At 60.0% G+C, this 12,595-nt stretch carries 13 protein-coding genes; all 13 read left to right on the top strand.

Annotated features, from left to right (window positions below; all coding sequences use genetic code 11):
- Window positions 1-35: 35 nt before the first annotated feature.
- The 13 genes from pseI (at window position 36) to fliE (ending at window position 12,592) form a co-directional block, all read left to right on the top strand.
- Window positions 36-1,088: a pseudaminic acid synthase gene (gene pseI, locus J4D28_RS04910; protein ID WP_103331174.1), complete on the top strand. Its 1,053-nt coding sequence runs from the start codon at window positions 36-38 to the stop codon at window positions 1,086-1,088.
- 224 nt (window positions 1,089-1,312) lie between these two features.
- The gene (locus J4D28_RS04905) at window positions 1,313-2,239 is read left to right on the top strand and encodes a ketoacyl-ACP synthase III (protein ID WP_009047691.1); all 927 of its coding nucleotides are present in this window, start codon (window positions 1,313-1,315) and stop codon (window positions 2,237-2,239) included.
- A gap of 81 nt (window positions 2,240-2,320) precedes the next feature.
- Window positions 2,321-3,613: a motility associated factor glycosyltransferase family protein gene (locus J4D28_RS04900; RefSeq protein ID WP_103331175.1), complete on the top strand. Its 1,293-nt coding sequence runs from the start codon at window positions 2,321-2,323 to the stop codon at window positions 3,611-3,613.
- Entirely contained in the window at window positions 3,610-3,879 is a 270-nt protein-coding gene (locus tag J4D28_RS04895; RefSeq protein ID WP_009047693.1) for a hypothetical protein, read from the top strand. Before J4D28_RS04900 ends, J4D28_RS04895 begins: the two co-directional genes overlap by 4 nt.
- A 250-nt stretch (window positions 3,880-4,129) precedes the next feature.
- Complete coding sequence (locus J4D28_RS04890) at window positions 4,130-4,981, top strand: flagellin domain-containing protein (protein ID WP_009047694.1); 852 nt, start codon at window positions 4,130-4,132, stop codon at window positions 4,979-4,981.
- A 72-nt stretch (window positions 4,982-5,053) separates the two neighbouring features.
- A complete protein-coding gene (locus J4D28_RS04885; RefSeq protein WP_103331193.1) occupies window positions 5,054-5,419 on the top strand; it encodes a flagellar protein FlaG in 366 nt (121 codons plus the stop codon).
- Between the two features lie 82 nt (window positions 5,420-5,501).
- Window positions 5,502-6,920: a flagellar filament capping protein FliD gene (fliD, locus tag J4D28_RS04880; RefSeq protein WP_009047696.1), complete on the top strand. Its 1,419-nt coding sequence runs from the start codon at window positions 5,502-5,504 to the stop codon at window positions 6,918-6,920.
- 128 nt (window positions 6,921-7,048) lie between these two features.
- Window positions 7,049-7,444: a flagellar export chaperone FliS gene (gene fliS, locus J4D28_RS04875; RefSeq protein ID WP_016702257.1), complete on the top strand. Its 396-nt coding sequence runs from the start codon at window positions 7,049-7,051 to the stop codon at window positions 7,442-7,444.
- A gap of 10 nt (window positions 7,445-7,454) precedes the next feature.
- On the top strand, window positions 7,455-7,751 hold the full coding sequence (gene fliT / locus J4D28_RS04870; RefSeq protein ID WP_009047698.1) for a flagellar protein FliT: 297 nt from the start codon (window positions 7,455-7,457) through the stop codon (window positions 7,749-7,751).
- A gap of 173 nt (window positions 7,752-7,924) precedes the next feature.
- Complete coding sequence (locus J4D28_RS04865) at window positions 7,925-9,400, top strand: sigma-54 dependent transcriptional regulator (RefSeq protein ID WP_007922638.1); 1,476 nt, start codon at window positions 7,925-7,927, stop codon at window positions 9,398-9,400.
- 110 nt (window positions 9,401-9,510) lie between these two features.
- Window positions 9,511-10,722 carry a PAS domain-containing sensor histidine kinase gene (locus tag J4D28_RS04860; RefSeq protein WP_016702256.1) on the top strand — a complete coding sequence of 404 codons (1,212 nt, stop codon included), beginning with the start codon at window positions 9,511-9,513 and terminating at the stop codon, window positions 10,720-10,722.
- Window positions 10,723-10,727: 5 nt separating this feature from the next.
- Entirely contained in the window at window positions 10,728-12,137 is a 1,410-nt protein-coding gene (fleR, locus tag J4D28_RS04855) for a sigma-54-dependent response regulator transcription factor FleR (protein ID WP_103331176.1), read from the top strand.
- 128 nt (window positions 12,138-12,265) lie between these two features.
- Complete coding sequence (fliE, locus tag J4D28_RS04850) at window positions 12,266-12,592, top strand: flagellar hook-basal body complex protein FliE (protein ID WP_007922633.1); 327 nt, start codon at window positions 12,266-12,268, stop codon at window positions 12,590-12,592.
- Window positions 12,593-12,595 lie beyond the last annotated feature (3 nt).

Genomic DNA, 12,595 nt, shown 5'->3' with positions numbered 1-12,595 from the left:
CGGCGAATTTACGCGTGAATCGAAGGAAAACCCCAATGACTAGTTTCAAGATCGGCTCGCGCTCGATTGGCGCCGGCTCGCCGCCGTTCATCATTGCCGAGATGAGCGGCAACCATAACCAGTCGCTGGACGTTGCCCTGCAGATCGTCGAGGCCGCGGCCAAGGCCGGCGCCCATGCCCTGAAGTTGCAGACCTATACCGCCGACACCATGACCCTGGACCTGGAGCATGGCGAATTCTTCATCAAGGATCCGGCCAGTCTCTGGGCCGGTTCCTCGCTGTATGCCCTGTATGAAAAGGCCCACACACCCTGGCAGTGGCACGCGTCGATCTTCGCCCGCGCCAGGGAGCTGGGGATGCTGGCGTTCTCCACGCCGTTCGATGAGAGCGCGGTGGACTTCCTCGAAAGCCTCGACGTGCCGGCCTACAAGATCGCCAGTTTCGAAAACACCGACCTGCCGCTGATTCGTCGGGTCGCGGCCACCGGCAAGCCGCTGATCATTTCCACCGGCATGGCCAGCATCGCCGAGCTGGACGAAAGCGTGCGCGCCGCCCGGGAGGCGGGTTGCAAGGACCTGGTGCTGCTCAAGTGCACCAGCACCTACCCGGCTTCGCCGGAGAACAGCAACATCCTGACCATCCCGCATTTGCGCGAGCTGTTCGGCTGCGAGGTCGGTTTGTCCGACCACTCCATGGGCGTCGGGGTTTCGGTGGCCGCCGTGGCGCTGGGCGCCACGGTGGTGGAGAAACACTTCACCCTCGACCGCGCCGCCGGCGGGGTGGACGCGAGTTTTTCCCTGGAGCCGGCGGAGCTGCACAGCCTGGTGGTGGAAACCGAACGTGCCTGGCAGGCTCTGGGCCAGGTGCGTTACGGCGCGACCGAGGCCGAGCGGCAATCGGTGTTGTACCGCCGTTCCCTCTATGTCACCCGCGATATGGCGGCGGGGGAGGTGTTCAGCGGCGATAACGTCAGGGCCATTCGTCCGGGCCTGGGGCTGGCCCCCAAGCACATCGACGCGATCCTCGGGCGTTGCGCGCGCCAGGCCCTCAAGCGCGGCACCGCACTGGATTGGGCATTTGTCGAATAGCCGTTTGTATGGCTGATTCGGCAAAATAGCGTGACCTGCGAGTCATAACGCGCATCTTCACTGTATTGTATTGACCGGGGAGATGGCGCCTGGCCGGTAAACGGTGCAGTGATAGCCTTCTATTCTTCCCGCTGTCGCCCGTCAGGGGCGCCAGGATGTCTGTTTGTCGGCAGCCCCGGTCCCGGTGGTCGGGGTATTCAGCTGTTTATTATTGGGAAGCCGTAATGATTGGCATAAAGAGCATTGCGAGCTACGTGCCTGTAGCCGGCGTAGACAATTACGCACAAGGTGCAAAATTCGAGAAGGATGAAGAGTTCATCCTGGGCAAGATCGGTTCGGCCTTCCTGCCGCGCAAAGACGCCACGCAGGAAACCTCGGACCTGTGTGTCGAAGCAGTCAATGCGCTGTTCGCCAACAACCCGCAACTGTCGCGCGAGTCGATCGACGCGCTGATCGTCGTCACCCAGAACGGCGACGAAGAAGGCCTGCCGCACACCGCCGCCATCGTCCAGGACAAGCTGGGCCTGCCGACTCACGTCGCGGCCTTCGATATTTCCCTGGGCTGCTCCGGTTATGTCTACGGCATCTACGCGCTCAAGGGCTTCATGGAAGCCGCGGGCCTGAAGAACGGCCTGCTGGTCACCGCCGACCCTTACTCGAAGATCGTCGATCCGGAAGACCGCAACACCACCATGCTGTTCGGCGATGCGGCGACCGCGACCTGGATGGGCGAAGACGCTCCCTGGCAGCTGGGCAAGGCCAAGTTCGGCACCGACGGTTCCGGCGCCCCGCACCTGAAAGTCACCGATGGGGTGTTTTTCATGAATGGCCGTCAGGTGTTCAACTTTGCCTTGCTGAAAGTCCCGGCGCATTTGAACGAATTGCTGGATGAGTCGGGCCTGAAGGAGGAGCAGATCGATGCGTTCTGTATCCACCAGGGCAGTGCGGCGATCGTCGACGCCGTGGCGCGCCGTTTCGAAGGCGAGCCGGAAAAGTTCATCAAGGACATGGTCGAGACCGGTAACACCGTGTCGTCGAGCATTCCGCTGCTGCTGGAAAAGCACGTGCTCGAATCGAAGTGGCAACGTGTGGCCCTGAGTGGCTTCGGTGTGGGGCTGTCCTGGGGGTCGGCGATTATCTATCGCCCATGAGTTGATCCCGCGGCATCCAAAAATAGCGCCCAGGGTGTACCCTGAGCGCTATTTTTTTTGCATGAAGATAGGCGAGACAGCATGAGCGAAAGCTTCGAGGGCAATGCCCAGGCAATACAGGCTCGCTGGCCACGACTGCTTGAACGGTTGCTGGCGGAAGACAGTGCCGGGTTGCAGGCGGATCTGGTCGAAGGCCTGGGTTCGACCTTGAGTATTTCCGGCATTCAGCTCACCAGCCGCCACGATCGCACGGCGGAAGCACGAACCCAGGCGGCGAGCCTGCCGGCCGACAGCCCGGTGATCCATCTGTACGGCACCGGCTTGGGCGACTTGCAGCAGATACTGCTGGAAAACCCGGCGCTGCAACGCTTGCAGGTGCATATCCTGAACGGCGCGGTGTTTGCGTTGGTGCTGCAATTGCTCGATCAGCGGGCCTGGTTGAACGATCCTCGAGTGGAACTGGGTTATGCCGGCGATCTGGCGGAAATCCAGTTGCCGTTCTTCGCCTTGCCGTCCGAGCTGGTGCTGGCGGATGACTACAACGCCAAGATCCGCGATCGTCTGGTTAGCGAGGTGCACCTGGCCTTCAATAACCGTGATTTCGTGGCCGATTCCCCTGAGGTCACCCAGCGCCTGCAATCGAGTGCCGAACTGGTAGCCAGTGACAGTGACGTGGCCCAGTTGTTCGGCACCCAGCCGGGGCGCGAGGTCTTTGTGATTGCCACCGGGCCGAGCCTGGAACGGCATTTCGAGCGCTTGCGCGAGATTCGCGCCCAAGCCCGGCGGCCTCTGTTTATCTGTGTCGATACCGCCTACCGGCCGCTGCTCAAGCAGGGGATCGAGCCGGACATTGTGGTCAGTATCGATCACCGGATTTCCGGCCTGCACCTGCCGCCAGAAAAATCGGCAGCCATCACCCTGGTTTATCTGCCGATGGTCGATCCGCAGATTCTGGCGCTCTGGCAGGGGCCGCGTTATGTCGGGTATTCCGCCAGCCCGATTTATGCGCGGATGCGCGAGCAACTGCCCAAGGCACAGCTGTATGTCGGTGGCAGCGTGATTCATCCGGCGGTGGACCTGGCTGTGAAAATGGGCGCCGAGCAGGTCACCCTGTTCGGTGCCGACTTTGCCTTCCCGATGAACAAAACGCATGCCGGCTGGCTCGACGGTGAGCTGGGGCCGCAGCTGGGCGCGGCCAGGCACTGGGTGCTGGATGGGCATGGCCAGCGGGTCAGGACCCAGCTCAATTTCCGCAGTTACCTGTGCGAGCTGGAGCGCTTTATCGCCGGTCATCCGCGGGTGCGCTTCTATAACAGCAGTCGGGACGGGGCGATGATCGCCGGGACGACCTATCATCCGGAGTTCAGCCAATGAGCGAAATCGAAGGGTTGATCGCCCGCTTGCAGCAATGCGCCCAGGGCTTTCGCCTGGGGCGTGATGTTGAGGCGGCCATGACCATGGTCCAGTTGATGGGGGCGATCCAGCCGGTGATCGATAGCGCGTCGCAAGAGCAGCGCCAGGACTGGGGGGCGTTGCTTGGCCTGATGTTCGAATGCCAGCAAGAACAAAACTGGCTGGCCCTGGCCGACTACCTGCAATACGAATGTGTTGAAGTGCTGTGTTCCCTCTCGACGGACTGAAATATTTCCTGCCTGCCCGGGCGACCTCCTCGCTCGGGCCCTCTCCGGCATTTTTCTGGCGTCATTTTTCCACGGCTTAAGAACGCCGAGCCCTTGATTTACGAGGGGTGGCACGCTGATGGCAAAATTTTTTGAAAATCCCCTAAAGCAACTTGCATTGCCGACGATAACTATTACGAAGGTTCTCTAGGCCATACCCGGCGGTTGCCAGGGCCGGAAGCCGCAGTACCCAACCAACGAGGAATTCGTCATGGCTTTAACAGTAAACACTAACGTCACATCGTTGAACGTTCAGAAGAACCTGAACCGTGCTTCCGACGCTCTGTCGACTTCGATGACTCGCCTGTCTTCCGGCCTGAAAATCAACAGCGCAAAAGACGACGCCGCCGGCCTGCAAATCGCTACCCGTATGACTTCGCAGATCCGCGGTCAGACCATGGCGATCAAAAACGCCAACGACGGTATCTCCATCGCTCAGACCGCTGAAGGCGCGATGCAGGAATCCACCAACATCCTGCAACGTATGCGTGAACTGGCCGTTCAAGCACGAAACGACTCCAACGGTACTGCTGACCGTGTTGCACTGAACAAAGAATTCGCTTCGATGTCGGACGAGCTGACTCGTATCGCCAAGTCGACCAACCTGAACGGCAAGAACCTGATCGACGGTACTGCTGGCACCATGACCTTCCAGGTCGGTTCCAACACCGGTGCTACCAACCAGATCACCATCACTCTGGCCAGCGGCTTCGACGCTACCACCCTGGGTGTTAACTCCGGTGCTATCGCCATTACCGGTAACAACAGCACCACCGCCGAAGCCAGCTCCAAGGCTTCGATCGACGCGATCGACAAGGCTCTGGCAACCATCAACTCCAGCCGTGCTGACCTCGGTGCTGCACAAAACCGTCTGACCAGCACCATCTCCAACCTGCAGAACATCAACGAAAACGCCAGTGCTGCACTGGGTCGCGTACAAGATACCGACTTCGCTGCTGAAACTGCACAGCTGACCAAGCAACAAACTCTGCAACAAGCTTCCACCGCAGTTCTGGCACAGGCCAACCAACTGCCGTCCGCTGTACTGAAGCTGCTTCAGTAATAGCTGACTAAGCTTTGGCGGGGGAGTGCGCTGGTCGTGCTCTCTCGCTTTTTACTTTAAGAGGTGATGGACATGGATATGAGCGTGAAGCTGAACTTGTCTTATCCTGCGGCCAAGCCGGCAACGCCTGTTGCTGACAAGCCTGTGGAGAAGCCTCGAGCGGACGTTGTGGCGCTGCCGACTGTCAAGGAAGAGAGTAAGAGTGCGCAAACCGAGCAGGACAAACTGAAAATGGCCATTAAGGAAATTGAAGAGTTTGTGCAATCGGTCAAACGTAACCTGGAATTTTCTATCGACGAGCCTTCTGGCAAGGTTGTCGTCAAGGTCATTGCCAGTGACTCCGGTGAGGTGATTCGTCAGATCCCCAACGAAGAAGTCCTGAAGTTGGCCAATAGTTTGAATGATGCGAGCAGCTTGTTGTTCAGCGCTAAAGTCTGACAGCTGGCATGAAAATTGTTGCTATGTTCTTTTGGACGTTGTAATGGTCAAAAGACCGGCGACACACTGAAGGGAGATCTCCATGGCAAGTCCAATTCTACCGGGTACCGGTCTAGGCTCCGGCCTCGATACCGGTGCTATCGTCAAAGCCTTGGTGAACGCTGACAAAGCGGCCAAGCAAGGTCAGATCGACCGGGGAACTGCGAACAACACCGCAAGCATCTCCGGCATCGGCACCTTGAAGTCCTTGTTGTCGACCTTTCGGACCACCATTACCGAACTCAGCAGCAAAACCAACCCGCAGTTTCCCGGCTATGCCGCCACTACTTCCGACAACAAGTATGTAACAGCGGTCGCTGGCAATACCGCGGTCAATGGCAACTATGTTGTCGCTGTGCAGAATCTTGCGACTTCCTCGAAAGTCACCAGTGCTGCCTTCGCTGGCGGTACTACAAGTGCTATTCCGACTGGTACCCTGAAAATCAGTCAAAATGGCACTAACTACAACCTCGATGTAAAAGCCGGCGCTACCCTGCAGTCGGTGCGTGACTCGATCAACGCCGACGCATCGCTCAAAAGCGCGGGTATCAGCGCGAACATCGTGACCGACTCCTTTGGATCGCGTCTGGTGGTGGGCTCGACCACTACCGGTGCGGGCTCCGATATTTCCCTTAGCGGTATTGCTGGCCTGGAAATCGACGGCAGTACTGTCGTTGGTGCTCCCGGTTCGCCGATGACTGCGACCTCTGCCGGTTCCATTGGTGCCCTGGCAGTGGATGCCAAGTTCACCGTCGACGGCATGGCGCTGACCAGCAAGAGCAACTCGGTGGACAAGGCGGTTTCCGGGATGACCTTCAACCTGGTCGCTCCAGGTACCTCGACCATTACCGTCGCGGCCAACACCGATGGCTTGAAGGCTTCGATCCAGAAGTTCGTCGATGCTTACAACGCAGTGGCCAACAGTGTTACCGCGCTGACCAAGCCGTCCCTGGATGACGACGGCAAGCCGACCATCCCGGCCCAGTTGACTGGCGACTCGTTGCCACGCTCGATCCTGGCGGCCATTCGTGCGCCGCTGTCGGAAGTCGGGTCCGGCGACAAGCTGACCGTTCTGGCGCAGTTGGGGATTACCACCAACCAGAAGACCGGTGCCCTGGACTTCGACTCCACCAAGTTCACTGCGGCGATGAACGACAAAAAGCTCGGTGGCGAGGTGCAGACCCTGTTCACTGGTGAAAACGGCCTGCTGGACCGCATGGACAAGGCCATCGCGCCTTTTGCCCAGACTGGCGGCGTTCTCGATCAGCGCACCACTGCGCTGAACAAGACCAAGACCAAGCTGGCTTCGGATCAGGCTGCCCTGGACCGCCGTATCGAGACCCTGACGGCAGTACTGACCAAGAAGTACAACGACATGGACACCCTGGTGGGCAAGTTGAAAGCCACCGCCAGCAACATCACCTCGATGTTCGAGGCGTTGACCGCGCAACAGAAAGGCTGATTGATACAAGGCGACAAAAGCCCGGCAACGTTCATGACGTCCCGGGCTTTTGGCTTTTGATCTAAAGTTTTTTGACGCCAGGTCGATACGCTGGTTATACGAACCCTTGAGTTTTGATGAGGTAGAACATGAATCCGATGTTAGCCCTTCGGCAATACCAGAAGATTGGTGCCCAGGCGCAGACTTCCGAAGCCAGCCCCCATCGTCTGGTGCAGATGCTGATGGAAGGCGGCCTGGATCGTATCGCCCAGGCCAAGGGGGCGATGGAGCGCAAGGATATTCCCAACAAAGGTATATTCATCAGCAAGGCCATCGGCATTATCGGCGGCTTGCGTGAAGGGCTCGATCTGGAAAAGTCACCTGACACCCTGGGTGATCTAGACAGCTTGTACACCTACATGATGACGCGCCTCACCGAGGCGAACATCAAGACCGATCCAAAGATTCTCGACGAGGTCGCCGATCTGCTGCGCACCGTCAAGGAAGGCTGGGACGCCATCGCTGCGCCGGGTCCGCAGTTCTAAGGAGATCACCATGAGTCTTGTATTGCAGCGCATCGAAGAAACCCGTGAAGCACTGGTCGCCGCCCTGGCCGAGCGTAACTGGGAAGCGATCGGTCAGTTGGATCTGGCCTGCCGTTCCTGCATGGAAGACATCTTGAGTGAAACTCCGGAAGATGAAGCCGCGTTGCGCGAGAATCTGCAGGAGCTGCTTGGGGTTTATCGGCAGCTTCTGGAAGTGACGACAGGGGAGCGTCAGGCGATAGTCGACGAGATGTCGCAGATCCATCAAGCACAGAACGCAGCAAAGGTTTACCATCTGTTCGGTTAATTAACCCCTAAGTTAATCCGAATCCAGTGCGCCATAAATTTGACTGTGCACGCTTTTTTGACTTAACTAGTGGCTGTTTTCAGATTTCAGACGTCTACCAGGCTCAAAATGCCTACAAGCGTCTAGCTTGCCCTGATTCCGGGCATTGAGTTGACTAGGGAAGTTGCTATTGCATGTGGCGTGAAACCAAAATTCTGCTGATTGATGACGATAGCGTCCGCCGCCGCGACCTGGCGGTGATTTTAAATTTTCTTGGCGAAGAAAATTTACCCTGCGGTAGCCATGACTGGCAGCAGGCTGTCGGCTCATTGTCATCAAGTCGTGAAGTAATCTGTGTCCTCATCGGGACTGTAAATGCTCCTGGTGCACTTTTGGGCCTGTTAAAGACACTCTCAACCTGGGATGAGTTCCTTCCAGTTTTGTTAATGGGCGATAATTCTTCCATTGACTTGCCGGAAGACCAGCGTCGTCGAGTGCTTTCCACCCTGGAAATGCCCCCCAGCTACAGCAAGTTGCTCGATTCCCTGCACCGTGCCCAGGTCTATCGTGAGATGTACGATCAGGCCCGCGAGCGCGGTCGCCATCGCGAGCCCAACCTCTTTCGCAGTCTGGTCGGCACCAGCCGGGCGATCCAGCATGTGCGGCAGATGATGCAGCAAGTGGCCGATACCGACGCCAGCGTGCTGATCCTCGGCGAGTCCGGGACCGGCAAGGAAGTGGTTGCGCGTAACTTGCACTATCACTCCAAGCGTCGCGAAGCGCCGTTCGTGCCCGTCAACTGTGGCGCGATTCCGGCCGAGTTGCTGGAGAGCGAACTGTTTGGCCATGAGAAGGGCGCCTTCACCGGAGCTATCACCAGCCGTGCCGGGCGTTTCGAGCTGGCCAACGGCGGCACCCTGTTCCTCGACGAAATCGGCGACATGCCGTTGCCGATGCAGGTCAAGCTGTTGCGCGTGTTGCAGGAGCGTACCTTCGAGCGCGTGGGTAGCAACAAGACCCAGAGCGTCGACGTGCGGATCATCGCGGCGACTCACAAGAACCTCGAGAGCATGATCGAGGTCGGCAGTTTCCGCGAAGACCTGTACTACCGCCTGAACGTGTTCCCGATCGAGATGGCGCCGCTGCGTGAGCGCGTGGAAGACATTCCGCTGCTGATGAACGAGCTGATCTCGCGCATGGAGCACGAGAAGCGCGGTTCGATCCGCTTCAACTCCGCGGCGATCATGTCGCTCTGTCGCCACGGCTGGCCGGGCAACGTCCGCGAGCTGGCCAACCTGGTGGAGCGCATGGCGATCATGCACCCCTACGGCGTTATCGGCGTGGTCGAGTTGCCGAAGAAGTTCCGCTATGTCGACGACGAAGACGAGCAACTGGTGGACAGCCTGCGCAGCGACCTGGAAGAGCGGGTGGCGATCAATGGCCACACGCCGGACTTCGCCGCCACTGCCATGCTGCCGCCGGAAGGCCTGGACCTGAAGGACTACCTCGGTGGTCTGGAGCAGGGTCTGATCCAGCAGGCGCTCGACGATGCCAACGGCATTGTCGCGCGGGCTGCGGAGCGCCTGCGTATCCGCCGCACCACGCTGGTGGAAAAAATGCGCAAGTACGGCATGAGCCGTCGCGAGGGTGATGAACAGGCGGATGATTGACGCCTGTTTTTTAACCTGTTGAAAACCGGGCGGTTTTTTTTCGGCACGGGTATTGCTAAGTCTCTCTCAACGTTCCGTTTAACTGACGGTCAGCCACGCGAGAGAGCACGATGCCCCAAGCCGCCCAGATGTCTCCTGTTCCTGAAACCCAGGGGCAATCGTCGTCCGTAGAGCAGGCAAGCCGGCTTGGCCTTGAGCAGGCGTTCGCCTTGTTCAACCAGATGTCGAGCCAGCTTACCGACTCCTACAGCATGCTTGAGGCTAGGGTGACCGAGCTCAAGGGCGAGCTGGCCGTGGTCAGCGCCCAGCGCATGCAGGAGCTGGCGGAAAAAGAGCGTCTGGCCAACCGTCTGCAAAACCTCCTCGATCTGCTGCCTGGTGGCGTCATCGTCATCGATGCCCAGGGCATTGTCCGTGAAGCCAATCCTGCTGCCTGCGACCTGCTGGGCCTGCCTCTCGAGGGCGAGCTGTGGCGGCATGTGATCGCCCGCTGCTTCGCGCCACGAGAAGACGACGGCCATGAAATTTCCCTGAAGGACGGGCGGCGATTGTCGATCGCCACTCGTTCTCTGGATGCTGAGCCAGGCCAGCTGGTGCTGCTCAATGACCTGACTGAAACCCGTCACCTGCAAGATCAGCTGGCCCGTCATGAGCGCCTGTCGTCCCTTGGGCGCATGGTGGCGTCCCTGGCGCATCAGATTCGTACGCCATTGTCCGCCGCGCTGTTGTACGCCAGTCACTTGACCGAGCAAGAACTGCCCGTCGCCACCCAGCAGCGCTTTGCCGGGCGGCTGAAGGAGCGGTTGCATGAGCTGGAGCATCAGGTCCGCGACATGCTGGTGTTCGCCCGGGGCGAACTGCCGCTGACCGATCGCGTGACGCCCAAGGCGCTGCTGCAATCGCTGCAGGCAGCGGCCCTGACCCATGTGCAGGACGTGCCCGTGCGCTGGCAGTGCGACAGCCATGCCGGCGAGTTGCTGTGCAACCGCGACACGCTGGTGGGGGCGGTGCTCAACCTGATCGAGAACGCGATCCAGGCGAGTGCCGGCCAGGTGCGCCTGAAAGTCCATCTTTATACCCGTGGCAGCAGCCTACGGCTGTGCGTCAGCGATAGCGGCAGTGGTATCGACGCTGCTGTGCTGGAGCGCCTGGGTGAACCGTTTTTCACCACCAAGACCACGGGAACCGGCCTGGGCCTGACAGTCGTCAAGGCGGTGGCGCGTGCCCATCAGGGAGAATTGCTGCTGCGCTCGCGTCCTGGGCGCGGCACATGTGCGCTGGTGGTTCTGCCACTGTTCTGCGGCGCTCAAGGAGTGGAGTGAAGGTAATGGCAATTAAGGTTCTACTGGTTGAAGACGATCGCGCCCTGCGCGAGGCCCTGGCGGATACGCTGCTGTTGGCCGGTCATGACTACAAGGCGGTCGGCAGCGCGGAAGAAGCGCTGGAGGCGGCGTCTGGCGAGTCGTTCAGCCTGGTGGTCAGCGACGTCAACATGCCGGGCATGGATGGCCATCAGTTGCTGGGCCTGCTGCGTGCGCGCCAACCGCAATTGCCAGTCTTGCTGATGACCGCCCATGGCGCGGTCGAGCGTGCGGTCGAGGCCATGCGTCAAGGCGCCGCCGACTACCTGGTCAAGCCCTTCGAGCCCAGGGCCCTGCTGGATCTGGTGGCGCGACATGCCCTGGGTTGCCTGGGGGCGGTCGAGGGTGAAGGGCCGGTGGCATTCGAGCCGGCCAGTGCGCAGTTGCTCGAGCTGGCGGCGCGGGTCGCTCGCAGCGATTCCACGGTACTGATCTCGGGCGAGTCCGGTACCGGCAAAGAGGTGCTGGCGCGCTACATCCACCAGCAGTCCCATCGCTCCAGCCAGCCCTTTATCGCCATCAACTGCGCAGCGATTCCGGACAATATGCTCGAGGCCACACTGTTCGGTCACGAGAAGGGCTCCTTTACCGGTGCCATCGCTGCCCAGCCCGGCAAGTTCGAACAGGCCGATGGCGGCACCCTGCTGCTGGACGAGATTTCTGAAATGCCCCTGGCCCTGCAGGCCAAGCTGTTGCGGGTGCTGCAGGAACGCGAAGTCGAGCGGGTCGGGGCGCGCAAACCCATTGCCTTGGATATCCGGGTGGTGGCGACCACCAACCGCGACCTGGCCGGCGAAGTGGCGGCGGGGCGGTTCCGGGAAGACCTTTACTATCGGCTGTCGGTATTCCCGCTGGCCTGGCGTCCGCTGCGCGAGCGCACCGCCGATATCCTGCCGCTGGCCGAGCGCCTGTTGGCCAAGCACGTCAATAAAATGAAACACGCTGCCGCCCGGTTGTCCGCCGAGGCGCAGGCATGCCTGCTCGGTTATCCGTGGCCGGGCAATGTGCGTGAACTGGACAACGCCATCCAGCGTGCGCTCATTTTGCAGCAGGGCGGCCTGATCCAGCCGGAAGATTTCTGCCTGGGCGGGCCGCTGGCCTGTGCGCCGTTGCCGGCCATGGCGCCCGCCGTGGTAGCAGCGGTGCGCAGTGCGCCGGTGGAGGCCGAGGTGCCGCCCGCCGAGTCGGGGGGGGCCTTGGGCGACGATCTGCGGCGTCGGGAATTCCAGATGATCATCGACACCTTGCGGGCCGAGCGCGGCCGGCGCAAGGAGGCGGCCGAGCGCCTGGGTATCAGCCCGCGTACCTTGCGCTACAAGTTGGCGCAAATGCGCGATGCCGGAATGGATGTCGAGGCGTATCTGTTTGCGACATGAGTCGTTTAAGGCTGAAGCCGTGCAGGCTTTTGTTCGGTGTCTCCGCGGAGCTGGCACCCTTGTTGCTAACACCTCACTAACCGCTGCGTGAGTGTCAAAAAATTGCGGGTCGTCGGAGAGAGTAGACCATGAGCCAAGGTATTGAATTTAATCGGTTGATGTTGGACATGCGGGCCATGCAAATGGACGCCATGGCCCAGCCAAAATCGGCCGCGGTGCCGCAGGTGAGCGGCAGCAGTTTTTCCGACATGCTTGGGCAGGCGGTGAACAAGGTCAACGACACTCAGCAGGCATCCAGCCAGCTGGCCAGTGCCTTCGAGATCGGCAAGAGCGGTGTCGACCTGACCGACGTGATGATCTCCTCGCAGAAGGCCAGTGTGTCCTTCCAGGCGTTGACCCAGGTGCGCAACAAGCTGGTTCAGGCGTACCAAGACATCATGCAGATGCCGGTTTAAGGA

Source organism: Pseudomonas sp. GW531-T4 (assembly GCF_017349615.1).
Taxonomy (GTDB): Bacteria; Pseudomonadota; Gammaproteobacteria; order Pseudomonadales; family Pseudomonadaceae; genus Aquipseudomonas; species Aquipseudomonas chlororaphis_I.
The sequence above is the reverse complement of the archived record's forward strand: the minus strand, read 5'-3'. Positions and strand labels throughout refer to the sequence as shown.